This window comes from Vicinamibacterales bacterium (assembly GCA_036496585.1).
Lineage (GTDB): Bacteria > Acidobacteriota > Vicinamibacteria > Vicinamibacterales > 2-12-FULL-66-21 > JAICSD01.
The window spans coordinates 40,648-67,365 of record DASXLB010000010.1 but is presented as its reverse complement, the minus strand read 5'-3'; the positions used below and the strand labels follow the sequence as shown (position 1 = coordinate 67,365).

Sequence of the window (26,718 nt, the reverse complement as noted above, 5' to 3'; positions counted from 1 at the left end):
TCGCTATGCGTGAGACTCGCGGTGAAGCAGCGAGATGATCACGGCGCGCACGCCGCGGACCACGCCCACCGCCTGGTTGACTTTGTCGAAGACGCCGGCGCGGACGCGCGTCGCCGTCTCGTCCACCCGATGGATGGTGCCGGTGACCGCCTCGTCGACGCGCTCGGTCTGGTGCGCGACCCTCGAGGTGACGGTCTTGACGTCGACCAGAATGGCGTCGACCTTCTCCCGGATGGGGGCAATCTGACGCGCCTCGAGGTCGTGGACGACCGCCAGGAGACGCGCATAGACCAGGTAGCCGCCTATCGCGAACCCGATGAGCAAGAGGGCTTCGAGAATGCTCAGGCCTGCCATGATCCAGAGGGGGGTCGCGAGAGAGCTGATATCTCCGCTCATCATCCCCCCTTTATGCCGACCAGCGGCCCTGCGGGGCGCCCGCAGCCACGTCGTTCAACGACCGCCACCCCTCGTTCGCCGCACTCCGCGCCTTCTCGACCGTACCGCGCAGACTGTGCAGCTCGCGCATGAAATCGTCGAGTTTGGGTTCGATCTGGCTGCGGACGTGCCGGCCCTTCACGGTCAGATATAGCCAGCCCCACACGCCACCGGCAATCGCTCCGAGCACGGTTGCGGTCAATACACGGGATCGTTCGTCCACATCTTCCTCCTTGGGCCCTCCCGGGCGCGACGCGCGCGCTCGGGTTTCATCAGGAGTGGTGTATCAAGCGGTATGCCAAGAAGAATGTGGAAATGTGGGGATGTGGAAGTGTTCAGATTTCCACATCTCCACATCTCCACATTTCCACATTCCGCATCAGGCCCCCGCCGCCCGCCGGGCTTTGCTACCGTCCTGGATCTCGTGCTTCTTCATCTTGCTGTAGAGCGTCGGCCGGTAGAGGCCGAGAATCTGCGCTGCTTCCTGTTTGTTCCAGTTCGTGCGCTGCAGCGTCTGGACAATCGCCATCTTCTCGATCTCGGCCAGGGTGCGATGCGGCGGGACGACGAACTCTGTCGTCGTCGCGCTGTCGCTGCGCAGTGACTCGGGCAGGTCGTTGACGGTGATCTCCTGCCCCTTGGCGACCAGCACGCCGCGCTCGATGACGTTTTCCAGTTCGCGGACGTTGCCGGGCCAGCGATGCCGGATGAGCACGTGGTACGCCGCCGGGGCAATCGACTTGACGTTGCGCTGGTGGCGCTGCTTGTATTTCTCGAGGAAGTGCTCGCAGAGCAGCGGAATGTCCTCGGTGCGCTCGCGCAGCGGCGGCACCCGCAGGGTGATCGTGTTGATCCGGAAATAGAGATCCTCGCGCAGCTTGCCGTCGCGCAGCGCCGCGTCCAGATCGATATTGGTCGCGCAGACGAGACGGAAGTCGACGCGGACGATCCGGTCGCTGCCGATCGGCCGGTACTCGCGCTCCTGCAACACCCGCAGCAGCTTCGTCTGCAGGTAGGGCGGCATCTCACCGATCTCGTCGAGCAGCAGCGAGCCCCCTTCCGCCATCTCGAACAGGCCTTCCTTGTCGTTCTGCGCCCCGGTGAAGGCCCCCTTCTTGTACCCGAACAGCTCAGACTCGATTAGATCCTTCGGAATCGCCGCACAGTTGATCTTGATGAACGGTCCCTTGGCGCGCTTGCTGTTGTAGTGAATCGCGTTGGCGATGAGCTCCTTGCCGGTGCCGTTCTCTCCCTGGATGAGGATGTTGGCGTCGCTGCCCGCGACGCTCTCGACCAGCTCGAGCACCTCGTGCATCTTCTTGCTCTTGCCGATGATGTTGCCGAAGCGGAACTGCCCCTCCACTTTCTGCTTCAGGAGCATGTTCTCGCTGAGCAGATCGCGGCGCTCGATCGCGCGCTCGAGCATCTGCAGCAGCGTATCGGGCTCGATCGGTTTCTCGACGAAGGAGTGCGCGCCCGCCTTCATCGCCTCTACCGCCTTCGGCACGCTGCCATGGCCCGTCACGACTATCACCTCGGTGTCGTTATGGGTCTGCTTGAAGCGGCGCAGCAGCTCCAGCCCGTCGATGTCGGGCAGCATCATGTCGGTGATGACGACGTCGGGCTTCCAGGTCTTGAATATCTCGTCGCCGCGCGTGCCGATCATCGCCGTGCGGACCTCGTAGCCCTCGTGCTCGAGCAGGATCTTCAGCCACTCGATCATGGCCGGCTCGTCGTCCACTGCGAGAACACGATATTTCTTGCGACTGAGTGTCGTCATACCAACGACGAATATATACACAGATCGCCCTGAGTGTCCAATTAACAGACATTTGTCCTGATTTGCTTCACAGCTATAATTCCGCATGGCGTTGAGCCTCTGATGGATCGTCTTCCCACCCATGTCGACGTCGGGACTGCGGACTTCCGTCGCAACCGCGACCGCATGGCGGCGCTCGTGGCAGAACTGCGCGAGCGAACGGCCCAGGCGCGGGTCGGCGGCGGGGAGAAATACATGGAGCGCCACCGGGCTCAGGGGAAGCTGCCCGTCCGCGAGAGGGTCGATCGGCTGCTGGACCCGGACTCCCCGTTTCTCGAGCTGTCGCCGCTCGCCGCCTGGGAGCTCTACGACCACGACGCGCCGGCGGCCGGCGTCGTCACCGGCGTCGGACGCGTCGCCGGGCGCGAAGTGCTCATCGTCGCCAACGACGCCACCGTCAAGGGGGGCACCTACTATCCGTTGACCGTGAAGAAGCACGTGCGCGCGCAGGAGATCGCGCTGCAGAACCGGCTCCCCTGCGTCTATCTCGTCGACTCGGGCGGCGCCTTCCTGCCGCTGCAGGCCGAGGTATTCCCCGATCGAGACCACTTCGGACGGATCTTCTTCAATCAGGCGCGCATGTCGGCGGAGCGGATCCCGCAGATCGCGGTGGTGATGGGATCCTGCACGGCCGGCGGCGCTTACGTGCCCGCGATGTCGGACGAAACGATCATCGTCCGCGGCACCGGCACGATCTTCCTGGGCGGACCGCCGCTCGTGAAGGCTGCGACCGGCGAGGAGGTCACAGCCGAGGAACTCGGCGGCGCCGACGTGCACACGCGGCTCTCGGGGGTCGCCGACTACTTCGCCGAGGACGACGGGCACGCGCTCCGGATCGCACGCACCGTCGTCGGCACGCTCAACACCGTCAAGCGGCTGCCGGCCGACGTGGCCGCGCCGGAGGATCCGGCCTACGATCCCGCCGAGATCTACGGCATCGTCAGCGCCGACACGCGCCAGCCGTACGAGGTCCGCGAGATCATCGCCCGGCTGGTGGACGGCTCGCGCTTCGACGAGTTCAAGGCGCGCTACGCCACCACGCTGGTCACCGGCTTCGCGCGGCTGCACGGCCTGCTGGTCGGCATCGTCGCCAACAACGGCGTGCTCTTTTCCGAATCGGCGCTCAAGGCGACACATTTCATCGAGCTGTGCAACCTGCGCGGCGTGCCGCTCATCTTCCTGCAGAACATCACCGGCTTCATGGTCGGCCGCCAGTACGAACGGGGCGGCATCGCCAAGGACGGCGCCAAGATGGTGCACGCGGTGGCCAACTCAGTGGTGCCGAAGTTCACCGTGGTGATCGGCGGCTCGTTCGGCGCGGGCAACTACGGCATGTGCGGCCGCGCCTACGAGCCGCGCTTTCTCTGGATGTGGCCCAACTCCCGCATCTCGGTGATGGGCGGTGAGCAGGCGGCCGGCGTGCTGGCGACTGTCAAACGCGACCAGCTGGCGCGCCAGGGTCAGACGCTCGGTCCCGAAGAGGAAGCGGCGATCCGCGATCCGATCCTCGAGAAGTACGATCGCGAGGGTTCGCCGTACTATTCCACGGCGCGGGTGTGGGACGACGGGATCCTCGATCCCGCGGGGACGCGTCAGGCGCTGGCGCTGGGGCTCTCAGCAGCGTTCAACGCGCCCATCCCGGACGCGCGATTCGGCGTGTTTCGCATGTAGCCAGGCGGGCCACTGTATGACGCTACTCGTCGCTGAAGACGGACCGGTCCTGCGCGTCACGCTCAACCGGCCCGACGTGCGCAACGCGTTCGACGAATCGCTCATGGCCGAGCTGACCAGCTGGGCGGAGTCGGTAACGGCCGACGGCCAGGCCCGCGTCGCGGTGCTCGCCGGCGCCGGCAAGGCGTTCTGCGCTGGCGCGGATCTGACGTGGATGTCGAAGATGGTCGGCTACTCGCGCGACGAGAACGTCCGCGACGCCCGCATGATGGCCCGGATGTTCGCCGCGCTCGACGCACTGCCCATTCCGCTCATCGGGCGCGTCCACGGCGCGGCGCTCGGCGGCGGCGTCGGCCTGGCCGCGGTCTGCGACATCGTCGTCGCGGCCGAGGATGCGATGTTCGGGTTCACCGAGGTGAAGCTGGGGATCCTGCCCGCGGTCATCGCGCCGTACGCGCTCGCCAAGATTGGCCGGTCGGCCGCGCGCGAACTCTTCCTGACCGGCGCGCGATTCTCGGCGGCCCGCGCGCGGGAGGTCGGCCTGGTGCATGCGATCGGCGATGCGGCCGAGATCGATCGCATCGTCGCCAAATACGTCAACGATCTGTTGACCTCGGCTCCGCGCGCGGTGGCCGCCGCCAAGGAGCTGATCGCCGCGGTCGCGGGGGCGGACCGCACGGCGGCTGCCGAACTGACCGTCAATGCCATCGCCGACCGGCGGGTTTCGCCGGAAGGCCAGGAAGGCATGCGCGCCTTCCTCGACAAACGCATTCCGTCATGGCTGTCCGGCGGCTCCTGATCGCCAACCGCGGCGAAATCGCGCTGCGGATCGTGCGAGCCTGCCGCGAGCTCGGCGTCGAGACGGTCGCGGTGTATTCCGATCCGGATGCGACCGCGCCGCACGTGCGCGCCGCCGACTTCGCGGTGCGCGTCGGACCCGCGCCCGCAGCGGAGAGCTACCTGCGGATCCCGGTGATCCTCGACGCCGCGGCGTCGACGGGGGCCGACGCGGTCCATCCCGGCTACGGGTTTCTGTCCGAGCGCGCCGCGTTCGCGCGGGCCTGCGAGGCGGCGGGATTGATCTTCGTCGGGCCGCCGCCGGCCGCGATCGACGCCATGGGCTCGAAGATCGGCGCACGCCGGCTGATGGAGGCGGCAGGGGTCCCCGTCGTGCCCGGCCGAACCCCCACCGACCAGGGCGACCCCGGGATCGCGGCAGCCGCGAACGAGATCGGGTTTCCCGTGCTGATCAAGGCGTCGGCCGGCGGCGGCGGCAAGGGGATGCGCGTCGCGCGCGAGGCCGGCGCGCTGGCCGAGGCCATTCCCTCGGCGCGGCGTGAGGCGCAGGCGGCGTTTGGCGACGGTACGCTCTACGTCGAACGGCTGGTCGAGCGACCGCGCCCCGTGGAGATCCAGGTCTTCGCCGACGCGCACGGACACGCTGTCCACCTCTTCGAGCGCGACTGCTCCGTGCAGCGGCGGCACCAGAAGGTGATCGAGGAGAGCCCGTCGACGGCGCTCACGCCGGCCTTGCGCGCGCGCATGGGCGAGGCGGCAGTCGCGGCGGCCCGCGCCTGCGGCTACGTCAACGCGGGCACGATCGAGTTCCTGCTCGAAGGGCAGGGCGACGCGGCACGGTTCTATTTTCTCGAGATGAACACGCGACTCCAGGTCGAGCATCCGGTCACCGAACTGGTCACCGGCACCGATCTGGTGCGCGCGCAGCTGCACGTCGCGGCCGGCGGCGATCTGCCGTGGACCCAGGCCCAGCTGACGCAGCGCGGCCATGCGATCGAGTGCCGCGTCTACGCCGAGGATCCGGCGGCTGGCTTCCTGCCCCAGGCCGGCCCGCTGCTGCTCTACCGGGAGCCGTCGGGACCAGGTATTCGCGTCGACAGCGGCGTCGAAGAAGGGGCCGAGGTCCCGGTGCAGTACGACCCGATGCTGGCGAAGCTGACCGTCGCCGCCGACACGCGCGACGGCGCGATTGCGCGCGCTATCGCGGCGCTGCGATCGTTCCCCGTGCTCGGCGTGCGGACCAACATCCCGTTCCTCATCGCGGTGCTCGCGCACCCGGCCTTCGCCGCCGGCGCGATCGACACCGGCTTCATCGACGCGCACCTGACCGATCTGCTGCGCGTCCCTGAACCGTCGCCGGCCGTCCGGGCCGCCGCCGCGTTCGCGCGGACAGCCGGCCGTCCCTCGTCGCCGCTGGCGCCGCCCGCCGCGGATGCGTGGGCGGACTTGCGCGGGTGGGGACGATGAGCCTGACGGTCACCCGTGGCCCGGCCGCCGGCGAGCTCCTCGTGCGCGACGGCGATCGGACGCAGCGGATGTTCGTCGTGGCCGTCGGCGAAGTCACGTGGGTCTTCGATCGAGGGGACGTCTATCGTCTGGAGGACGAAGCGGCGCCGCGCCGGACGCAGCCCACCCACGCGTCGCTGACCTCGCCCATGCCCGCGACGGTGATCGGCATCAACGTCTCTGCGGGCGACCAGGTCGAGGCGGGACAGACGCTGATTGTGCTCGAAGCGATGAAGATGGAGCTGCCGGTGCGCGCGTCCGGCGAGGGACGCGTCCGGGCCGTGCACTGCAAGGTCGGCGATCTGGTGCAACCGGACGTCAGCCTGATCGATCTCGAGTGACGCGTGGAACGATAGAGATGCGCCAGCTGCCCAGCCACGTTCGGATCGTCGAGGTCGGCCCGCGCGACGGGCTGCAGAACGAGGCCGCGCCGATCGCCACCACCGACAAGATCGCCTTCGTCGATCGCCTCGCCGACGCTGGGCACGCGGCAATCGAGGTGTCGGCGTTCGTCAGCCCGACCTGGGTGCCGCAGATGGCCGACGCCGCGGACGTGTTCGCGGGGATCCGCCGGCGGCACGGCACGACCTACTCGGCGCTCGTGCCCAACCTCGCGGGACTCGATCGCGCGATCGAGGCGCGCGCCGACGAAGTGGCGATCTTCGCGGCGGCGTCGGAGTCGTTCAGCCGCCGCAACATCAACCAGACGATCGCGGAATCGCTGCGCCAGTACACCGGGGTCTGCGCCAGGGCGCGGGACGCGGGGCTGCGGGTGCGTGCCTATGTCTCGACGGCGTTCGGGTGCCCGTTCGAAGGCGAGGTGTCGCCGGACGCCGTGGCCACCGTGAGCGCGGCGCTGGTCGAGATGGGCGCCTACGAGGTGGCGGTCAGCGACACGATCGGCATCGCGCACCCGGCGCAGGTGCCGCGGCTGCTCGACGCGGTTACGCGCCGCGTCCCTCTCGAGCGGATCGCGCTGCACTTCCACGACACGCGCGGCACCGCGCTCGTGAACGTCCTTGCCGCGCTCCAGCACGGCGTGGCCGTCTTCGACGCCTCGGCCGGCGGTCTGGGCGGCTGCCCGTATGCGCCGGGGGCCACCGGCAACCTCGCGACCGAGGATCTCCTCTACATGCTCGACGGCTACGGCATCCAGACCGGCGTCAACATCGACGGCGTGCTCGCCGCGTCGCGCGCGCTCGAGCCGCGGCTCGGTCATCTCCTCGCTTCGCGCTACGCCGCGGCGGTTCGCCACCGCTGAAACGATCGCGGCTCACCTCAGGCGCGCGGTCGATCGGCTCGCGTCCCGGCGCGCCTCGAATCCAGCCACGCGTCGAACGTCGGGTCGTCCCAGCAGTTGACCACGCGCTCGGCCGGGATCGCGGCGACCCGGGCGATCGCGATCGCATAGTCGGTGAACGCGAACTCGGAAAGGCTGTGCGCGTCGCTGTCGAGCGCGAACAGGCAGCCCTCGGCGGTGGCGATCGCGGCCAGCTCGTAGTCCACATCCTGCCGGTACCAATTCCCGTCGATCTCGATCGCCACGTCGCGCGCCGCCGCTTCGCGGAAGACGCGCCGCCAGTCGGCGGTCACGCCCGGCCGGTTGTTGTACATGCGTCCCTGGGGGTGGCCCAGTATGGCGACGCCTGGGAGCGACACGGCGCCCAGCATACGCGCGGTCTGGTCGGCGCCGGAACGCAGCGCCGAGTGGGGCGACGCGATCACGTAGTCGAAGAGCGGGCGTTCGTCAGCCTGCAGATCCAGAGAGCCGTCGGCGAGAATGTTGGCCTCGACCCCCTTGTAGACGCGTACGCGGCCGGCCAGCTCCTCGTTGAGCGCGTCGATCTCGCGATGCTGCCGTCGAACGGCGTCCATGCTCATGCCCCGCGCGATCGGCAGCCCATACGAATGGTCGGTGACGCCGATCCGTCTCCAGCCGAGCGCGGCGGCACCTTCCGCCAGCCCCGCGATCGTTTCGACCCCATCGCTCCAGGTCGAGTGCATCTGCAGGTCGCCGAGATACCGGGCGCGCGACACCACCGATGCCGGCAGCCGCGCGTCCATCGCCAACCGCATGGCATAGCGGCTCAGGTACGCGCGGCGGAACCGCCGCCGCTTCTCCACCTCAGTCCGCCGCGGCGAACTCTCGACCGCGCGGTCGACGGTCGGCGAGGCGCCGGTCTGCACCAGTTCGACCGCCACGCGCTCTGTCGCCGCGCCCACGCACGGGATTTCGCGGAAGGTGCCCTCGGCAATCAGATCGGCGATCGGCCGATCGATACCGGCCGCCAGCGCTTTCGCCGCGCGCTTGTAGCCGAAACGGCTGCGCTCGTTCGGCTGCAGGAGCGCGAGATCCTGCAACAGGCTCGCGGCGGCGATGTTGAGATCACCGCCGATCTGATCTTTCAAGTTGGTCCGTCTCACGCCCACATGAGTGCCTCCTGGACCGCCGGCTCGCTGTTCGCGCCGGTCGACCAGCGCAGCAGCAGGCCGCGGCCGCTACGCGTTTTGCTGGCGGCGCGCCGCGGCAATCAGCTCATTCAGCGTCGTGATGAGGTCGCCGCGATCGCAGGGCTTGGGCAGAATTGCGTCGCAACCGGCGCGGTCGGCGCGGGAGGGATCCTGCGTGAATGGACCATAGCCCGTCACGGCCAGCACCGGCACCGAGGCGGTCCACGGGCCGTTCTTGATGCGGCGTGTCAGCTCGTAGCCGTCGATGCCCGGGATGTCGAGGTCGGTGAGAATCGCGTCCGGACGGAGTTCGACTGCGCGCTCGAGCGCCTGCAGGCCGTTGTGCGCCGTTTCCACCCGGAAGCCGGCGTCGCGCAACCAGTCGGCGAACAGTAATCGCCCGTCGGGATCGTCTTCTACGAGTAGGACCAGAGCAGGCTCGCCCGCGGACACGAAAGCACTCCCGAGATCAGTATATCAACGCGTCTTCGGCGGGAGTCCGACGAGCGCGAGCCGGTCGCCCTGCGGGCTGACAGCCAGTCGCGAGACGCTGCGCAAGCCCAGCCGTGAAAGATCCGCCACGGGCGTCCACGCCGCGTCGCCGCGCCGCCAGGCGAACAGCTCCTCGTCCTTCGCCATCAGCAGCGTGCCGTCCGGCATCCACGCGAGGTCCGCCTCGCGGCTGCCGGCGACCGACGGCGTCAATGCGGTGATCGCGCCGGTTGCCGGATCGAGTTCCTTGACGACGAGCGTCGTGGTCTCACCGGCGCGTTCCCGCTGCACGAAGCTGATATGACGGCTGGGACCGGTCCCAGGCATGCGCAGAATCGAGCGCCCGACATCGGTCGCAACGACACGCGCCCGGCCGGTCCGGGTGTCGCCGAGCTGAAGCGTCGCGGGAGCGCGGTTGGCTCCGAGCACGAACAGCGCGAGCGTCTGATCGTCGGCCCACGCGTGATACCCGACCGGCTTGACGTCCGGCAGGATCACGTCCATCTGGATCGTTGGGCCATCCGGCGTGATACTGGCCAGCCGCTGCGTCCCATCCGCCTCGACGCGCACGACCGAAAGCCGCCGACCGTCGAGCATCGGCGTCGGCGAGTACTCGCTCTCGGGCGTCTGGGTGACGCGGACGATCGCCTGCGACGCGAGGTCGTAGCGGAAGATGTCGGTCTGCGGCGCGCCGGAACCGCCGCTCAGCGCCGGTGACGGGCGCATCGACGTGAACAGGATCGATCGGCCATCGGACGAAAAGAACGGCTGGTTGTCGTAGCCGGGGTTGTTGGTGATGTTGACCGCGGTGCCGACCGTGACCCGCCCGTTCTCGCGGGTCAGCGGCGCCAGGTAGATTTCCGCATCGGGAGGAGGCGGCGACGCGGGCGACGACTGCTTGGGCGCCCCTTCCGAACCCGGCCGCGCCGGTTCTTTCAGGACGTCCGGCCGGCGCGCCCCCATCTGATCGCCGGCCAGCATGGCATCGACGGCCACGCCCCGATACCCCGCCGGCAAACCCAACAGCAGCGCGGTCACCGCGAGATACGCCTTCATGGGCGGAGTATAGTCCTCGGCGATCCTGCCCGGCGGCGCACCGTCACCCAGGTGGCATGATCTGAAGCGCCTCTGGCTGGTCATAATAAGGAAGTCCATGGTCATCGCCTCGATCGTCATCGCCGCCGCCGCAGTCGCGGCGGCAGATCAGGCTGTCGAGCGGCAGCACCTGGCGACGATCCACGGCGCAGGAGATCGACGGCGGGGTCCTGGCGGAGATTACCTGGGACAAGGGTGTCCTCCTGATGCAGGGGGCGGTCGCCAATCCGGACGGATGGCGGTCGGGCCGGTAGATTGCGATCCCCGCGGTAGCCCCGTGATGAACCGAAGCCCGAGAGCTGCCGCGTGCGCGCGCGAGTGACAGTGCCCGAGCCGCGCGAGCGAGAACGACGGCCGACCGACGCGAGCGAGAACAACGAGCGAGCCACGCGAACGGAGCGCGCCGGCGAAGCGGCGCGCGAGAGCGCGTGCAGGGGAGTCCGAGGGGCGAAGCCCCTCAGTAAATAAAATGACTACTAACGGACCGAAGAGCGCCTACGAGCTCGCCATGGAGCGGCTCAAGAAGAAGGACGCCGAACAAGGCGTCGTCGAGCAGAAGCTCACCGACGAGCAGAAGGCGGCGATCGGCGAAGCGCGCTCGATCTACGAGGCCCGCGTCGCCGAGCGGCAGATCCTGCACCGCGACAAGCGGCTGACCACATTCGAGCCAGCCGAGGTCGAGAAGATGGAGGAGGAATACCGACGCGACATGGATCGCTTCGCGAACGATCGCGACGCAAAGATTCGCCGCATCCGCGAGGAGACGAAGTAATGCAGCGAGGGTGGCTCGCGGCCGCCGTGTTCGCGGTGGCCGGGGTTACGGTGCTGGCGCAGGCCGACACGCTGGCGCGCATTCGCGAAGAGGCCCATACCCGGTCGCAGGCGCAGGTCTACTTCTCGACGCTGACCGACGAGTTCGGTCCCCGCCTCGCCGGAACGCCTGCCTACAAGCGGTCGGCGGATTGGGCGCTGTCGCGGATGAAGGAGATCGGGCTGGCGGATCCGCATCTCGAGCCGTGGCGGTTCGGGCGCGGCTGGGTGCTCGATCACCTCGTGGTCGAGATGGTGGAACCCAGGTACATGCCGCTCATCGGTTATGCCGAGGCCTGGTCGCCCTCGACCAAGGGGGAGATCGTGGCGACGCCGGTCATCATCGGCGGCCGTTCCGCCGCCGACGTGACGGCGATGAAGGACACACTCGCCGGCGCGATGGTGATGACGTCACCCGACGCGGCGTTCATCCGCGAGGATCGGCCGCAGCCGACGCAGTCGGACGCAGCCGTCCGCATCGGGCAGCCGGCACCGGTGCTGCCGCGCGGCAATCCGGCCGAGACGCGCGCGATCGGCGACGCCATACTCGCGGCAGGTCCGGCGGTGACGATCCGCACGAGCGAGGGGGAACACGGCACCGTGTTCGTGCTCGGTACCGATCGCGGCGATCGGGGCGTGCCGTCGATCGTGCTCGCCGGCGAACACTACAACATGGTCGCGCGGATGGTGCGACGCGGCATCCCGGTCAAGCTGCGCATCAACGTCCAGGCGCACTACGTCACCGACGATCTCGACAGCTACAACGTCGTCGCGGAGCTGCCCGGCAGCGATCCCGCGCTCGCCTCGCAGATCGTGATGCTCGGCGCGCACCTCGATTCATGGCACACCGGCACCGGCGCCTCCGACAACGCCGACGGCGTCGCCGTCATGCTGGAGTCGATGCGGATCCTGAAGACGCTCGGGCTGCAGTCGAAGCGGACCATCCGGGTCGCGCTGTGGGGCGGCGAGGAAGAGGGGCTGCTTGGTTCGAAGGCCTACGTGGCCAGGCATTTCGAGGGAGACGCCAACAAGGCGGCCCGCGACCGTCTGTTCCTGTATCTCAACATCGATCCGGCGACGGGGCCGATCTACGGGTGGTACATGCAGGACAGCGAACCCGCCAAGGCGCTCTTCGACGGCTGGCTGGCACCCCTGAAGACCGACGGCGCGCGCCGCAACGTCATCGCGGGCATCGGCAACACCGATCATCTCAGCTTCCGCGCCGCCGGCCTCCCCGGCTTCAACCCGATCCAGGAATACAAGGACTACGACGTCCGGATGCACCATACCAACGTCGACCTGTACGAGCGCGTCAACGAGAAGGACCTGCAGCAGAACGCGATCGTCATGGCCTGGTTCGCGTGGCAGGCGGCCAACACCGACCAGCCGATTCCGCGTCCAAGTCCGGCGGCGAGTGGCCGGTAGTCGCGCCGCGGCGCGTCCGCGCGTCCGGGCCGGCGCCGATGCGCTGGTGGCCGCCGGCATCCTCGCCAGCCGCCTGTCGGGCCTGGCGCGGACGACGATCTTTTCGTATTTCTTCGGCCTGCAGTCCGACGCCGCCGACGCGTTCAGCGCCGCGGTGCGCATCCCCAACCTGCTGCAGAACCTCTTCGGCGAAGGGGCGCTCTCGGGCTCGTTCATTCCGATTCACGCCGGGCTGCGCGCGCAGGGGCGCGACGCCGAGGCGGCGCAGACGGCGCGAACCGTATTCGCACTGCTGATGCTGCTGATATCCGTGCTGGTGCTGCTCGGCATGCTGACGGCCCCCTGGCTGACGCACGCGATCGCCGGCGGTTACACCGGCGCAAAGTACGAGCTGACCGTCCGGCTGGTGCGGATCCTGTTCCCTGGCGCCGGCATGCTGGTCGCGGCGGCGTGGTGTCTCGGCGTGCTGAACAGCCACGGAAAGTTCCTGCTGTCGTACGCATCGGGAATGGCCTGGAATGCCGGCATGATCGGCGCCCTCCTGCTCTTCGGCCCCGACAGCCGGCTCCATCTCGATCATCTCGCGGTCATGCTCGCCTGGGGATCGGTCGCCGGGAGCGCGCTGCAGTTCGCCGTGCAGGCGCCGGTCGCGTTCGGGTTGTCGCGGGGCGGCGGCGTCGCCCTCTCCGACCCCGTCCGCCGGGCGATCCGGGATTTCTTCCCGGTCCTCGTCAGCCGCGGCTCTGTGCAGATTTCGGCCTACATCGACCAGTACATCGCCAGCTTTCTGCCGACCGGCGCGGTGACGGGCCTGACCAACACGTCGATGATCTACACGCTGCCGGTCAGCCTGTTCGGCATCTCCGTGTCCGCCGCGCAACTTCCCGCCCTGTCACGCGACGCCGCGAACGCCGACACCGCCCGGCTGCGCGAACGCATCGACGTCGGCCTGGCCCGCCTCGCCTTCTTCGTGGTGCCGTCGGCGGTCGCCTTTGCCGCGGTGGGCGACGTGATCGCCGGCGTGCTGCTGCAGCACGGCCGCTTCAGCGCGGCCGACTCGCGGATCGTCTGGACCATGCTGGCGGGCTCGGCCATCGGCCTCGTCGCGTCGACGCAATCGCGTCTCTATTCGGTCGCCCACTACGCGCTCGGCGACACGAAAAAACCGCTGCGGTTCGCGCTCGTCCGCATTGCGTTCGTGAGCGTACTCGGCTGGATCTCCGCGTTCTACGTGCCGCGATGGCTCGGCCTCGCCGCCATCTCGGGCGCCGCCGGCCTGACCGCATCGGCTGGCTTCGCCGGCTGGATCGAGTTCGCGCTGCTGCGGCGGAGCCTCAACCAGCGCATCGGCCGCACCGGCATTCCCGCCACGCGGATGCTCGTGCTGTGGGCATCGGCCGCCGCCGCCGCGGCGGTGGCCTGGGGCGTCAAGCTCTCCCTGCCGTGGAGCAGCCCGCTGATGCGCGGCGCCGTGATCCTGTCGGCCTTCGGTCTGACGTATCTCGCCTGCGCGGCGCTCGCCGGCGTCGATGTGATGCGGCAGTTCCTGCGCGACTGATGCCCGATCACCGGCCGCTGTTCATCACGCCGAAATAGATCGCGCGGCCGACGGCGTCGAGCACGACCTGCTGGGTGAGCGGCTTCTGCAGGATCGCGAAGACGCCCAGTCCGTCGAGCTGCCGCAGCCTCACGGGATCGGCGATCCCCGTCATGACGACGACGGCCGGGCGTACGCTCGCCGCCTGCAGCATCCGGCAGAGCGCGAAGCCGTCGGGCGGCGGCAGGATGAGATCGAGCAGGACGAGGTCCGGCCGCTCGGCGACGGCCGCCGCCATCGCGACCCGTCCGGTGGTCGCCGTGCTGACCAGATACCCGGCGTCTTCGAGCCAGGCGGCGACGAGGCCGACGAGCTGATCGGAGTCGTCGACGACCAGGACGCGCGACGCGGCGCGGGCGCCCCCCGCCAGGGTGCCGGATCCGATGGACGTCATCCAGACGCGGTTACAAGTCTCGCACTGGTAAAACGCACGGGCGTCTTCGTGCCCGGCGGGCGTGGTGAGAATGCCGCAGCGCGGGCAAAGAATGTCCGTCACACGACGCCTTTGAAATGACGGTGCATTGCGGTGCGACGCCAGAACGGAACCGTGAGCCTGGGGTACTCGATCGACAGCAAGAACGACGCCGCCGTCGATTACACTGTCGTCGCATGCTGAGCCGCCGTACATTTGTACAGTCCTCGATGCTCGCCGCGCTGGCCGCGCCACAGATTCGCAATCAAGGCGGGACCAACGTCCCTGCATCGATCGCGGCGCTGAAGCCGCTCCCCGGCCCGCCGCCGCCGATTACCGACGACGAACGCCGCGGACGAATCGCGAAAGCCCAGCGGCTGATGAATGAGCGTGGCATCGGCGCCCTCGTCCTCGAGGGCGGCACGAGCCTGCAGTACTTCGCCGACGTCCGCTGGGGGTTGAGCGAGCGTCCGTTCCTGCTCGTCATGCCAGCCAAGGGTGAGCTCGCCTACATCGCGCCCGCATTCGAGGAGCAGCGCGCGCGCGAGGTGATCAGGTTCTCGACCGACGTCCGCGTGTGGCAGGAAGACGAAGATCCGGCCGCGCTCGTCGCCGGCATCCTCAAGGATCGCGGCGTCTCGGCCGCCACGATCGGTCTCGAGGAGCGCGTCCGCTTCTTCATCGCCGACGCGCTGGCCCGTGCGCTGCCTGCGTCGAAGCTGGTGCTGGCGACGCCGGTGACTGCCGGCTGCCGCATGGTCAAGTCGCCGGCCGAGATCGCCAACATGCAGTACGCGATGAACATCACGCTCACCGCGTTCAAGGCTGGCCTCGCGACGCTGAGAGAAGGCATGACGCAGGGAGAGCTGGCGTCGAACATCACGGCCGCCTATCGCGCGATGGGCGCGAACGGCGCCGTCTCGGTGTCGTTCGGGCAGTACACGGCGTTTCCCCACGGCAGCATCGAGCCGCAGCGCCTCACGCCTGGCGACGTCGTCCAGATCGACGATGGTGTCACCTGGAACGGGTATCAGTCCGACATCACGCGCACGATCGTGTTCGGCACGCCGACCGCACGACAGGTCGAGGTGTGGAACGTCGAGAAGCGCGCCCAGGCCGCCGCGTTCGCGGCCGCGCAGGTTGGCGCGACCTGCGAGTCGGTCGACGCCGCCGCGCGCAGGGTGATCACTGACGCCGGCTTCGGTCCCGGCTACAAGGTGCCGGGTCTGCCGCACCGCACCGGCCACGGCATCGGCCTCGACGGACATGAGTGGACGAACTTCGTGAAGGGAAACACCACCAGGCTCGAGCCGGGCATGTGTTTCAGCGACGAGCCGATGATCGCGATCTACGGCGAGTTCGGTATCCGCCTGGAGGACTGCCTCCACATCACGGCAGACGGCCCGCGCTGGTTCACCCAGCCGAGTCCGGCCATCGATCAGCCGTTCGCGTAGTCGCGGATCCTTGCTGGCGGACGTGCGCAGCCGCGCGTAGCGTCGAATTTAGTATTGTATCGACATGAAATTTGTAGGCCTGGTCGCCGTGGCGTCGCTCCTCGCGTGCGCACCGGCGCCGCTGCCCTCGCACTTCGTCGACGGCGACGTCCGGCTCGCGTTCACGCTCGACCTGCCGCCCGGCAAGGGTCCCTTCCCCGCGATCGTCATGGGCCACGGCTCGGGACGCGTCAGTCGCGACCAGCTCGGGTGGGCGTCGCGCCACTTCACCGAGCTGGGGTTCGCGGTCCTCCGCTTCGACAAGCGCGGCGTCGGCGAATCGACGGGTACGTTTGTCTTCGTCGGCACGCGCGACAGTCCGTGGGTCTTTCCACAGCTGGCCAGCGACGTCGCGGCCGGCGTGAGATTCCTGCGAACGCGCCGTGAGATCGACGCGAAGCGAATCGGACTGTTCGGCGCGAGCCAGGCGGGCTGGATCCTGCCGCTCGCCGCGCAGCAACTCGGCGGTGTCGCTTTCATGATCCTGTGGTCCGGGCCCGTCTGCAGCGTCGGTCAGGAGATGTTCTACAGCGATATCGTCGAGAACACGTCGCGTCCGGTCGCCGACGGCAACGACGCGATGCCTCGCTTCCACGGCAACTCCGGATTCGACCCGGTCCCGGTCCTCGCGTCGAGCGAGACGCCATCGCTCTGGCTGCTGGGCCTCGACGACCACAGCATTCCGGTCCAGACGACGCTGGAGAACCTCGCGCGTCTGAAGGCGGGGGGACGTCCATTCGAGTGGCATACGTATCAGGGGCTCGACCACCAGCTGGCGCCGAGTGTGTGGGGGGACGTCGCCCGCTGGGTGCGCGCCCGATAATGCCAACCTTCGCCGTCCACACTCCGTCAAAGACGTAATGAGCCGCCTGACCGACGTCCGCCTGGCCCTGCGCGGATTCCGCCGCAATCCGCTCTTTGCCACCGTCGCCATCCTGTCGCTGGCCCTCGGCATCGGCGCCAATACCGCGATCTTCACCCTCATCGACCAGATCCTGCTGCGCAAGCTGCCGGTGTCGCATCCCGAGCAGCTGGTGATGCTGTATCAGCAGGGGCCGCACAACGGCAGCAACATGGGCTCGCGGATGCACTCGTATCCGCTCTACCAGGATCTGCAGCAGAAGGCCGAGCCGCTTGCGGAAGTCAGCTGCCGCCGGCTGTTCGAGGCGTCGGTCGCGATCGACAACTCGACCGAGCGGGTCGACGGCGAACTGGTGTCTGGCAACTACTTCACCATGCTGGGGGTCGGTCCGGCGGCCGGACGTGTCTTCAACTCGAGGGAAGACGACCAGGTCTATCGCGGGCACCCGGTCGCGGTCATCAGCTACGGGTACTGGGAAAGCCGGTTCAACAAGGCCCCTGACGTCATCGGCAAGAAGATCCGCATCAACGACTATCCGATGACGATCGTCGGCGTGTCACGGGCCGGATTCGCCGGGCTCGATCCTTCGCGCTCGCCGCAGATCCGCGTCCCGGTTCTGATGATGCCGGTGATGATGCCCGAGTGGAGCTGGGTGCACATGGACGACCGCCGGACCCGTTGGGTACAGGTGTTCGGACGTCTGAAGCCCAACTACACCGTGCAGTCGGCCGCCGCCCCGCTGCAGGGCCTCTTCACCCAGGTGCGCGCCTACGAGATGACGCTGCCGGCCGCCAAAGACTGGTCGAAGTACTCGCGCGAGCAGTTCATGAAAGGACGCCTGCTCGTCACGCAGGCCGACCTCGGCTATTCGCCGCTGCGCAACGACTTCTCGACGGCGCTCATCGTGCTGATGTGCATGGTCGGCCTGGTGCTGCTCATCGCCTGCGCCAACGTCGCCAATCTCCTGATCGCGCGCGCCTTCGCGCGCCAGAAGGAAATCGCGCTCCGGCTGTCGCTGGGCGCCTCGCGCGGCCGTCTCGTGCGCCAGCTGCTCGCCGAATCGCTGGTGCTCTCGGCCGCCGGGGGAGCATTCGGGCTCGGTGTGGCATTCGTGCTGACGCGGTCGCTCCTCTCCCTCATTCCGGCGGGCGATCAACCGCTGCTCATCACGCCGCACCCCGATGCGCGCATCCTCGCGTTCACGCTCGGCCTCACGTTCCTCACCGGCATCGTGTTCGGCCTGCTGCCGGCGCTACGCGCCAGCCGTCCGGATCCGTGGACCACGCTCAAGGACACGATGGGATCGATCGCCGGCGCCGGCGGATCGCTGTTCCTGCGCAAGGGGCTGGTCACCGCGCAGGTTGCGCTGAGCTTCCTCCTCCTCTTCGGCGCCGGGCTGTTCGTGCGCAGCCTGCAGAACCTGAAAACGACCGACACGGGCGTCCAGCTCGACAACCTGGTCTCGTTCCAGATCTCGCCAGCCTTGAGCGGCTACACCGACCCGCGTGGACAGTCGTTCTACCTGTCCCTGCTCGAGCGCCTGCGTGCCGCGCCCGGGATCAAGTCGGTCGGACAGGCGACGGTCGCGATCCTGTCGGGCGACGAGTGGGACAGCTCGATGGCCGTCGAGGGGCACACCGCGAAGGACGGCGAAGACATGCAGGCGTTCATGAACGCGCTCTCGCCCGACTACTTCAAGACGATGCAGATCCCGATGCTCGAGGGGCGAGACTTCAAGGAGAACGACGCGCAGCCGGGGTCCGAGGACGGCGACAAGAACTGGCACGGCGTGGCCATCGTCAACCGCCGCTTTGCCGAGCACTTCTTCCCGAACCAGAGCGCGCTCGGCAAGCGCGTCGGCTGGGGCGGCGGCCCGAAGTCGAAGCTGAACATCGAGATCATCGGCGTCGTCGGCGATTCGCTCTACGAAGGGCCGCGCGAAGGCGTCCACCGCCAGGTGTTCATCCCCTTCTACGGCAAGAGCGGTTCGGTGCTCTACCTGCGCACGCTGGCGTCGTCGGCCGCGACCTACGGCCAGGTGCGGAACGAGGTGCGGCAGCTCGACCCGAATATCCCGATCTACGGCATGAAGACCGTCGAGGCGCAGCTCGACGAGACACTGCTGACCGATCGCCTGATCGCGATGCTCTCGGCCGGCTTCGGCCTGCTGGCGACGCTGCTCGCCTCGATCGGTCTCTACGGCGTGATGGCCTTCGTCGTGGCGCGGCGGCGGAAGGAACTCGGCATCCGGCTGGCCCTCGGCGCCCAGCCCAGCTCGGTGATCTGGATGGTGATGCGCGAAGTGCTCCTTCTGTTGGCCATCGGCCTCGCCGTCGGAATTCCGGCCGCCATGGGGCTCGGCGGCTACGTGGCGAGTCAGCTCTACGGCATCAAGGGCCATGACCCGGTGATCGCGGCGTGGACGGTGGTCCTCCTGACCCTCGTCTCGGCCCTGGCCGGCTTCATCCCGGCCGCACGCGCAAGCCAGATCGATCCGATTCTCGCGCTGAGAACGGAGTAGCGCTCATTCATCCTCCTGTCATCTCGCTTCTTTCACGATAGCGGGAACAAGGAGACGACATGAAAGCGATCCCACTCGTCCTGGCCCTGGCGGCCGTCGCCGCACAAGGCCCCTACAAGATCACGCAGACTTTTCCCGTCGGCGGCGACGGCGGCTGGGACTACATCGTGCCAGACCCGCCGAGTCACCGCCTCTTCATCGGCCGCAGTGACCGCGTGATGGTCGTCGACCAACGCGACGGCAAACTTCTGGGAGAAGTGACCGGCATCAAAGGGGCGCACGGCACCGCCATCGTCGCCTCGGACGGGCACGGCTTCGCCACCGCGGGCCAAGGCAAGGCGATCGTGATGTTCGACCTGAAGACCTACAAGACGCTCGGGACGATCCCGGCGGCTGAAGACGCCGACGCGATCATCTACGACGAGGCGTCGCATCGCGTCTTCTCGTTCAACGGGGACGCGCACTCCACGACCGTCGTCGATCCCAAGGCCGGCACGTTGATCACCAACCTGGATCTCGGCGGCAAGCCTGAATATGGGGCGTCGGCGGGTGACGGCCGGATTTACATCAACCTGACCGACACCGGCGAAGTCGTCGAGGTGGACGCCAAAGCGGCGAAAGTCCTGCGCAAGTGGCCGACGGCGCCGTGCAAGAACCCCGTGTCGATGGCGATCGACACGAAGAACCATCGTCTCTTCAGCGGCTGCCGCAGCGGCGTGATGGCGGTGTCGGATTACCAGGCAGGCAAAGTCGTCGCGACCCCGGCGATCGGGACCGGCGTCGACGGCGCCGGCTACGATCCCACCTCGGGCGAAGCCTTTGCGTCGAACGGCGAAGGCACGTTGACGGTCATCCACCAGGACACGCCCGACACCTACAGCGTGACGCAGACGCTGACGACGCAGCCCGGCTCGCGCAACATGGGTCTCGACCCGACGACGCACCAGATCTTCCTGGCGGCAGCGAATTTCGGTCCGGCGCCGGCCAGCGGCCGCGGCCGCGGGCCGATGCAGGCCGGGTCGTTCAGCCTGCTGGTCGTCGCGAAGTGAACGGGCGGCGCCCCTCGACGAAGAGGATGCCGGGGGGCGCCGACGGCGTCATTTACCGATCATCAGGATCGTGAACGAGCCCGGAATCGCCGGCGCGCGTCCGCCGCGTCCCGCGGGAGTGCCCGGGGCGGGCGGCGGCGCCGGGCCGCGTTCGTCGGCCATCGCAAAGACGTGGCCGGTCTTCGTGTCGAGCGTGATCGTGCGCGCGCCATTCATCGTCTGAAGGTTCTGCTCGACCTCGAACGCCGTCGGGCTCTTCTCCTTGACGACGGTGAGCGTGCCGTTGCCGTGCGTGCTGAACGCTTCCATCGTGTCGGGATTGAAAACGGCGCCATCGGATCCGCCGGCGAGCGGCAGCGTCGCGAGGATTCTGCCGTCCTTCGCGCTCAGGATCACCATCGTCGGCTGCGGCGCCTGTCCCTGCGCCGGCGTCATCGACGAATTGCCACAGGCGACGAAGAGCACGCCGTTCTTCGCGTCGAGCGCCAAGCCGTTACAGCGCCCGCCCTTTTCCGCGAAATCGTAGTGGGCGGTGGTTTTCATCGCCTTCACGTCCACGACGGCCACGTTCGACTCGGCCTGCATGACGACGTAAAGCGTGCCCTTGCCGTCGGAGACAGCCTGCTCCGGCGTGCCACCCAGATCAATCGTGCCGGCGACGGTGCCGTCCTTCGCGTCGATGACCAGCGCGTTCTTGGTGGGATGGCTGAAGACGTAGGCGCGATCGTTGAAGCTGTCGCAATAGATACCATCCGGACCGAAGCCCTCCGGGATGTCGATCTTCTTGATCAGCGTCAGCGTCTTCGTGTCGAACATCGAGATGGCTGGCCGGCTGCTCGAGAATCCGTGGCCGGTGTTCGGGCAGACGGCGACACCGTTGCCGCCCGTGTCGGGGATCTCGCCGGCCTTCTCGAGCGTGTCGAGGTTGTAGGCGGCAATCCGCGCGACCGCCGCCGGCACCGCCGGTGTCGTGTCGGTGGCCGGCACTTCAGGTCGCGCGCCACGCGGGATGTAGAGACGACGGCCTGCGGAATCCGCATAGATGTAGTCCCAGCCGCCTTCGCCGCCGACCCTGGCGGTCTTCAGTACTTTGTACGGTCCGTCGCCAGACGGCTGAGCGAAAGCGCCCGCCACCGCCCATGCCACTGCGAGTGTTACGACGCCTGCGAATCGTGCCATCTCAATGCTCCTTCATCATCATGGAATCGTTGCCGCGAACACGCTGCCCCGGGCGTCGCTCTTCAGCAGCTCGAGCTGCCCGCCGTGCGCCTCGGCGATCCAGCGGGCGATCGCCAGTCCGAGACCGGCGCCGCCGGCGGCGCGGGCCGGATCGAGACGCACGAACCGCTCGAAGATGCGCTCGCGATCCGCGGGCGGGATGCCGGGGCCGCTGTCGGTGACGCGGATGCTGACGCCGCGGCGCGCCTCGACGACGGCGACCTCGACGCTACCACCGCTCGGCGTGTAGGCGATCGCATTGCTCAGCAGGTTGCCGATCAGCCGCCGCAGCAGCGTCTCGTCGACGACCACGCTGACCGGCTGCGCCTGCGAGGCGAGACGAATGCTCTTGGCGGCGGCGGTCGCGGCGAATTCACGGACGCAGTCGAGCACGACCGCGTCGAGATCGACCTCGGCGCGGACGATCGGATAACCACCGGCATCGGCGCGCGCCAGCACCAGCATGTCGTCGACGAGCCGCGCCAGCCGCGTCGTCTGCTGCCCGACGACGGCGAGCGCGTCACGGTACTCGGCGTCCTCGCGCCGCGGCTGACTCAAGGTGACGTCGGCGACGGTGCGCAGGATCGACACCGGCGTGCGCAGCTCGTGCGACGCGTCCGCCATGAACCGGCGCTGCGTCGCCAGCGCCAGGCCGAGCCGATCGAGAACGAGGTTGAAGGAGCTCGCGACGGCGTCCAGTTCAGGACCGGCGTCCGGGACGGCGAGCCGGTTGTCCGGCGTCCGCCCGGTGATGTCACGCGCCTGGTGCGCGATCGCCTCGAGCGGCCGCAGGCCGCGCCGGCCCAGCCACCAGCCGCCGGCCGCGGCGATCAGCATGACGAACGGCACGCCGAGCGCGCAAGCCTTGACGAGCGCCCGCCACTGCTCTTCGATCTCGCTGAGCGGCGCTGCGATGACCACGCTGAAATGCGCGCCGTCCGATCCTCCGGCGCGGACCATCACGCGCCAGGGATGGCCGTCCGACCCCGTCACCGTGCGGACCCCTGCGCCCGGCTGCTGAAAGGCCGGGACCAGCCAGCTGCCGACGCCTCCCACCAGCTTCGTGCCGCCGGCGTCGAGCACCGCGGCCTCGTAGTTTCGCTGGCGGACCACGCCGACCATCTCGTGCGCCGCCTCGTCGAGCGTCGCGTGCTCGGCCAGCTCGGCGTCGACGACGTTGACGGCGGCGATCGCAAGCGCGCGCAGCGAGTCGTCCGCCTGCCGCACCATCAGGCGCCAGTGCAGCCACAGCACGGTGGCGGTGAACAGGACGAGCGCCAGCAGCAGCAGCGCCGAATACCACAACGTCAGCCGGGTGCGCAGCGAGATCGCCATGGCGTCAGAGCAGCTGATAGCCCTGGCCGCGGCGCGTCCGGATCGCCGACGTCGTTCCGGGCTCGTCGAGCTTGCGGCGGAGCCGCTGGATGTAGACGTCGACGACGTTGGAGAACGGATCGTAGTGCTCGTCCCAGACGTGCTCGGCGATGTCGGCGCGGCCGACCACTTCGCCGACGTGGCGCGCCAGGTATTCGAGCAGCGCGTACTCGCGGCTGGTGAGCGAGATCTCCTCGCCTCGCCGGAAGACGCGCCGGGCCGGCAGGTCGATGGCGATGTCGCCTGCCTCGAGACGGGCGGGCGCGAGCGGCCGCCGATCGCGGCGGGTCAGCGCGCGCAGCCGCGCCAGCAGCTCACGAAAGTCGAACGGCTTGGTCAGGTAGTCGTCGGCGCCGGCATCGAGCCCCTCGACGCGCGCCTCGATCGCGTCGCGGGCGGTGAGCATTAGCACCGGCACGTCGGAGCCTGACGCGCGCAGCTCGCGGCATACCGACAGGCCGTCGCGGCCCGGCAGCATGACGTCGAGCACGACGGCGTCGTAGTCGTTCTGCTGACACTGCATCGCCGCCGAGGTGCCGTCGGCGGCTACGTCGACGGCGTAGGTGGCCTCCCGCAACCCCTTGGCGATGAAGCGCGCCGCGCTCGGTTCGTCTTCGACGAGCAGGATGCGCATGGGTGCAGCTTAACCCTTCGCGGGCTTGCCCTGGGCGTCGAGCGTCACCGACGTCTTCTTGCCGCTCTTGTCCCTGACCGACGCTTCGTAGGAGGTCACACCGTCGCGGGAGACGCTCTCCAGCTTGAGCACGGTCCCCTTCTGCTTCAGGGTGTCCTGTACCGGCGCCGGCGCGGAGCCGATCGCGATCTCCTCTTCGACCTCGATCACCTTGCCGGCCGGGTCGACGAGCAGATCGCGAGATTTGCCGTTGACGATCGTCTCGACCTCATACTGCGTCTGGCCCTTCTCCGTTTCCTTCGAGACGCCCTTCAGCGTCGCGCTCTTCGTCTCCGCCTCGATGGTGGCGCGAACCGGAGCCGGGTACTTCGACAGATCGATCTTGGCGGCGGGCCTGGCCTTCGGCGGCGGCGCCTGTGCCTCGATCGCGAGGCCATGCCCCAGCAACAGCGCCGCCACGGCGGCGACAACCGCGAACTTCGGTGTCATTTCTCTGCTCCTCTGCTCAGAAGTGGAATTCCGCTGACAGTTGAATGCGGCGCGGCGGCTGCGCGGCGATCGGCTGGCCGAACAGCGGCGACGTCAGGGTGCCGACGTAGCCGACGTAGTTGACGTGGTTGAGGATGTTGAAGGCGGAGACGCCGACCGACCAGGCCGGCGCGTCGTCCCCCTTCTTCCCGGTCAGCGCGAACTCGCGCGTCCACTTGACGTCGACCGATGCGTAGCCCGGTCCGTCGAGCGTGTTGCGGCCGACGCCGGACGGCCGCGCGTTGGTCTGGCCGGTGCTGAACGGATCGGTCCCGGTGCGCAGCGAGTACGGACGCCCCGAGAGCAGCGAGACGGCGATGCCGAGATGCAGCCAGTCGCCGCCCTTGACCTGGAGCAGGCCTTCCAGGTGATGCCGCTGATCGAAATCGGCGCGGCCGTATTCGCCGGGGAGATCGTAGTTGTTCGCCGGCAGCGCGTTGATGCCGCTGGTGTCGTTGTGGGCCGACGAGAACGTGTACTGCAGGTTGCCCTGCAGCCGCGGCAGCAGGCGTCCGCTGGCCAGGACCTGCAGCGAGTGCACCGTCTGCCGCCCGGTCGATTCGATCTGGCGCACCTGGCCGAGCGACGGATCCGGCCGCGCCAGATACGACGGCGGCGGCGGCGCGTTGACGTCACGCGAGCGGAACAAGTCCACGCCGCGCGACCCGAGATAGGTGACGGCGAGGCTGCTGCCCTTGCGCAGCTGCCGCTCGACGCCGCCACCGAACTGAACGGTGTAGGGCGTGCGGAGGCCCGGCGCGAGCGTGACGATGCTCGGCGGCGTCCCGTCGGCGCTGACGCCCGCGAACGGATCAGGGTAGGCGGGGTCGACGATGATGTAGCGCTGCAGCCGGTTCTCGCGCGAGCGCAGCACCTCGTGGATGGCGCTGTCGCCGGCGCGGTCGTAGAAGATGCCGGCGCCGCCGCGCAGGGCCGTCTTCTTGTCCAGGGCAAGAGCCGCCGACAGGCGCGGCGCGACGTTGTTGTTGTCGGTAAATATGTTCTGCCAGTCGTAGCGCAGGCCCGGCGTCACGGAGAAGCGGTCGCCGACCGTGATTTGATCCTGGACGAATGCCCCGAACACCTTCTGCAGGAACGCCAGGTTGCCGTCGCCGCGCTGCTGCACGAACGACAGCGGCACGCCTCGGCTGTAGTCGTCGAGGCTCGAGAACGTGAACGTCCCGGTCCGATTGGTTCGATCGTCGTAGCCGCGGCGGCTGAAATCGGGAATGGCGAAGCCCCCCTTGATGAGATGCCGGCCGTGCAGATACGTCAGGCTTTCGGTGAGGTTGAAGTGATACTCCGACGTGCTCTGGTCCGCCTGGGCGCCGCCGCCGGTGAAGGCATCGAGCACCGTGATCCGCGCCGCGGGATTGAGGCTGGCGGTCGAGGTGATCTCGCGGCCAAGCAGCCACCGGAACTCGTTCAGCAGCCGCGGTGTGATGATCGAACGTGCGCCGATAATCACCTGCTCTTCGTCGCCGTGGTCGTTGGTGCCGGCCTCGGCGAGCGTCGTGCCGCCGACGCTTTGATTGCGACCGTCGTTCACCTCGGCGGTGACCCGCGCGAAGAACGTGTTGTTCTTGCCCTGCTGATGATTGAGCGATCCCGACACTTCAGTGCCGGTCGTGGGGGCGGCGACGATCTGGTTGATCAAGCCGGCGGGTCCCGCCGCGTAGACGATCGACTGCAGGTCGAGCGCGCGGCGCTCAATGGTGAACAGGAACGAGCTGTGCCTACCGTCGGCCACGGGGCCGCCCAGCACGCCTTCATAGATGCGCCGCTGCTCGGGCGGCGTCGTCGGCGCGAACGGGTCGCGCGCGTTGAGCGCCGAGTCGCGGAACGTGAAGTCGAACGACCCGTGATAGGCGTCGGCGCCGGCCTTGGTCACCACCTCGATCCGGCCGCGGCCGGGACGCGGAAACTCCGACGAGTACGGATCCTGGTTGATCTTGATCGACTGGATGGCCGACGGCGAAACGCCGATGGTGCGTGCCTCCATGCCGTCGACGACGAGCGTCGCGCCGCCGCTACCGAGCGACGACGCGTCCAGAAAGCGCGACAGCGTCGCGACGACGTCGCGGTCGAAGACGGGGATGTCGCGGATGTCCGAGTCCGTCACGCCGACCGCGTCGCGATTCCTGGCGGCGGAGGCGGCAATCACATCGTCGCCGGCGTTGACGGAGACTTCCTGGGGCACCGAGGCCAGCTCGAGAGTGATCGCCAGCGGGGCGGGCGGACGGGTGCCCCCCAAGCGCGCCTGGACGGCACCGGGCTTGAATCCCTCGAAGCGCGCGCGAACGACGTAGGAGGCGCGCGGCAACCGGTCGAACCGGAAGGCGCCGGCGGCGTCAGTGGAAGCGGTGGCGACGGTCGCCCCGGCCGCGTCGAGCAGCTCGACGGCGGCGTTGGGGAGGACGGCGCCGGTCTGGTCACGGACCACGCCCCGGAGGGTGCCGTCCGGTTGACCAGAGAGCCCGGCGACACTGATCAGGAGCGCAGCGATCAGGGTAACCGGGTGCGGCATC

The 26,718-nt window shown here is 68.4% G+C and carries 24 protein-coding genes; 12 read left to right on the top strand and 12 right to left on the bottom strand.

Going from position 1 to position 26,718, the window contains the following annotated elements:
- Positions 1–3: 3 nt before the first annotated feature.
- From VGI12_03305 to VGI12_03295, 3 genes are all read right to left on the bottom strand, one after another.
- Entirely contained in the window at positions 4–396 is a 393-nt protein-coding gene (locus VGI12_03305; protein HEY2431675.1) for a hypothetical protein, read from the bottom strand.
- Positions 397–406: 10 nt separating this feature from the next.
- On the bottom strand, positions 407–658 hold the full coding sequence (locus VGI12_03300; protein ID HEY2431674.1) for a hypothetical protein: 252 nt from the start codon (positions 656–658) through the stop codon (positions 407–409).
- 156 nt (positions 659–814) lie between these two features.
- Complete coding sequence (locus tag VGI12_03295) at positions 815–2,215, bottom strand: sigma-54 dependent transcriptional regulator (GenBank protein HEY2431673.1); 1,401 nt, start codon at positions 2,213–2,215, stop codon at positions 815–817.
- Positions 2,216–2,317: 102 nt separating this feature from the next.
- On the opposite strand from VGI12_03295, the gene VGI12_03290 reads away from it, so the two are divergent.
- The 5 genes from VGI12_03290 to VGI12_03270 are packed head-to-tail and all read left to right on the top strand — an operon-like array spanning position 2,318 to position 7,490.
- Entirely contained in the window at positions 2,318–3,925 is a 1,608-nt protein-coding gene (locus VGI12_03290) for a carboxyl transferase domain-containing protein (GenBank protein ID HEY2431672.1), read from the top strand.
- 16 nt (positions 3,926–3,941) lie between these two features.
- Positions 3,942–4,724 (top strand): enoyl-CoA hydratase-related protein, encoded by a 783-nt coding sequence (locus VGI12_03285; GenBank protein HEY2431671.1) that lies wholly within the window; start codon positions 3,942–3,944, stop codon positions 4,722–4,724.
- Positions 4,703–6,190 (top strand): biotin carboxylase N-terminal domain-containing protein, encoded by a 1,488-nt coding sequence (locus tag VGI12_03280; protein ID HEY2431670.1) that lies wholly within the window; start codon positions 4,703–4,705, stop codon positions 6,188–6,190. The genes VGI12_03285 and VGI12_03280 overlap by 22 nt, the downstream gene beginning before the upstream one ends.
- Positions 6,187–6,570 (top strand): biotin/lipoyl-containing protein, encoded by a 384-nt coding sequence (locus VGI12_03275; protein HEY2431669.1) that lies wholly within the window; start codon positions 6,187–6,189, stop codon positions 6,568–6,570. Before VGI12_03280 ends, VGI12_03275 begins: the two co-directional genes overlap by 4 nt.
- A 17-nt stretch (positions 6,571–6,587) precedes the next feature.
- Entirely contained in the window at positions 6,588–7,490 is a 903-nt protein-coding gene (locus VGI12_03270; GenBank protein ID HEY2431668.1) for a hydroxymethylglutaryl-CoA lyase, read from the top strand.
- 17 nt (positions 7,491–7,507) lie between these two features.
- Here VGI12_03270 and VGI12_03265 read toward each other — a convergent pair whose 3' ends face one another.
- The 3 genes from VGI12_03265 to VGI12_03255 form a co-directional block, all read right to left on the bottom strand.
- Complete coding sequence (locus VGI12_03265) at positions 7,508–8,659, bottom strand: PHP domain-containing protein (protein HEY2431667.1); 1,152 nt, start codon at positions 8,657–8,659, stop codon at positions 7,508–7,510.
- A gap of 69 nt (positions 8,660–8,728) precedes the next feature.
- Complete coding sequence (locus VGI12_03260; GenBank protein ID HEY2431666.1) at positions 8,729–9,133, bottom strand: response regulator; 405 nt, start codon at positions 9,131–9,133, stop codon at positions 8,729–8,731.
- A gap of 24 nt (positions 9,134–9,157) precedes the next feature.
- Positions 9,158–10,228, bottom strand: coding sequence for a hypothetical protein (locus tag VGI12_03255; protein ID HEY2431665.1), 1,071 nt, complete (start codon positions 10,226–10,228; stop codon positions 9,158–9,160).
- A 508-nt stretch (positions 10,229–10,736) separates the two neighbouring features.
- Between VGI12_03255 and VGI12_03250 the strand changes: the two genes are divergently transcribed.
- Genes VGI12_03250 through murJ form a run of 3 tightly spaced genes read left to right on the top strand, consistent with a single transcriptional unit; the run spans position 10,737 to position 14,060 of the window.
- Positions 10,737–11,039 carry a hypothetical protein gene (locus tag VGI12_03250; GenBank protein HEY2431664.1) on the top strand — a complete coding sequence of 101 codons (303 nt, stop codon included), beginning with the start codon at positions 10,737–10,739 and terminating at the stop codon, positions 11,037–11,039.
- Positions 11,039–12,502, top strand: a complete 1,464-nt coding sequence (locus VGI12_03245) for a M20/M25/M40 family metallo-hydrolase (GenBank protein ID HEY2431663.1) — start codon at positions 11,039–11,041, stop codon at positions 12,500–12,502. The genes VGI12_03250 and VGI12_03245 overlap by 1 nt, the downstream gene beginning before the upstream one ends.
- A complete protein-coding gene (murJ, locus tag VGI12_03240; protein HEY2431662.1) occupies positions 12,492–14,060 on the top strand; it encodes a murein biosynthesis integral membrane protein MurJ in 1,569 nt (522 codons plus the stop codon). The genes VGI12_03245 and murJ overlap by 11 nt, the downstream gene beginning before the upstream one ends.
- Positions 14,061–14,067: 7 nt before the next feature.
- Here murJ and VGI12_03235 read toward each other — a convergent pair whose 3' ends face one another.
- On the bottom strand, positions 14,068–14,493 hold the full coding sequence (locus VGI12_03235) for a response regulator (GenBank protein ID HEY2431661.1): 426 nt from the start codon (positions 14,491–14,493) through the stop codon (positions 14,068–14,070).
- A gap of 248 nt (positions 14,494–14,741) precedes the next feature.
- Between VGI12_03235 and VGI12_03230 the strand changes: the two genes are divergently transcribed.
- The 4 genes from VGI12_03230 to VGI12_03215 all read left to right on the top strand — a co-directional run bounded on the left by VGI12_03230 (position 14,742) and on the right by VGI12_03215 (position 20,436).
- A complete protein-coding gene (locus VGI12_03230; protein ID HEY2431660.1) occupies positions 14,742–15,965 on the top strand; it encodes a Xaa-Pro peptidase family protein in 1,224 nt (407 codons plus the stop codon).
- A gap of 64 nt (positions 15,966–16,029) precedes the next feature.
- Positions 16,030–16,827 (top strand): prolyl oligopeptidase family serine peptidase, encoded by a 798-nt coding sequence (locus VGI12_03225; protein ID HEY2431659.1) that lies wholly within the window; start codon positions 16,030–16,032, stop codon positions 16,825–16,827.
- 37 nt (positions 16,828–16,864) lie between these two features.
- The gene (locus VGI12_03220; GenBank protein ID HEY2431658.1) at positions 16,865–19,387 is read left to right on the top strand and encodes an ABC transporter permease; all 2,523 of its coding nucleotides are present in this window, start codon (positions 16,865–16,867) and stop codon (positions 19,385–19,387) included.
- A 59-nt stretch (positions 19,388–19,446) separates the two neighbouring features.
- Positions 19,447–20,436, top strand: a complete 990-nt coding sequence (locus VGI12_03215) for a hypothetical protein (GenBank protein ID HEY2431657.1) — start codon at positions 19,447–19,449, stop codon at positions 20,434–20,436.
- Positions 20,437–20,484: 48 nt separating this feature from the next.
- On the opposite strand, the gene VGI12_03210 is transcribed toward VGI12_03215, so the two are convergent.
- Genes VGI12_03210 through VGI12_03190 form a run of 5 tightly spaced genes read right to left on the bottom strand, consistent with a single transcriptional unit; the run spans position 20,485 to position 26,717 of the window.
- Positions 20,485–21,615 (bottom strand): hypothetical protein, encoded by a 1,131-nt coding sequence (locus VGI12_03210; GenBank protein HEY2431656.1) that lies wholly within the window; start codon positions 21,613–21,615, stop codon positions 20,485–20,487.
- A gap of 18 nt (positions 21,616–21,633) precedes the next feature.
- Positions 21,634–22,989 carry an ATP-binding protein gene (locus VGI12_03205; protein ID HEY2431655.1) on the bottom strand — a complete coding sequence of 452 codons (1,356 nt, stop codon included), beginning with the start codon at positions 22,987–22,989 and terminating at the stop codon, positions 21,634–21,636.
- Positions 22,990–22,993: 4 nt separating this feature from the next.
- Positions 22,994–23,662, bottom strand: coding sequence for a response regulator transcription factor (locus VGI12_03200; protein ID HEY2431654.1), 669 nt, complete (start codon positions 23,660–23,662; stop codon positions 22,994–22,996).
- Positions 23,663–23,671: 9 nt separating this feature from the next.
- The gene (locus tag VGI12_03195) at positions 23,672–24,151 is read right to left on the bottom strand and encodes a hypothetical protein (protein HEY2431653.1); all 480 of its coding nucleotides are present in this window, start codon (positions 24,149–24,151) and stop codon (positions 23,672–23,674) included.
- A 16-nt stretch (positions 24,152–24,167) separates the two neighbouring features.
- Entirely contained in the window at positions 24,168–26,717 is a 2,550-nt protein-coding gene (locus tag VGI12_03190; GenBank protein HEY2431652.1) for a TonB-dependent receptor, read from the bottom strand.
- Position 26,718 lies beyond the last annotated feature (1 nt).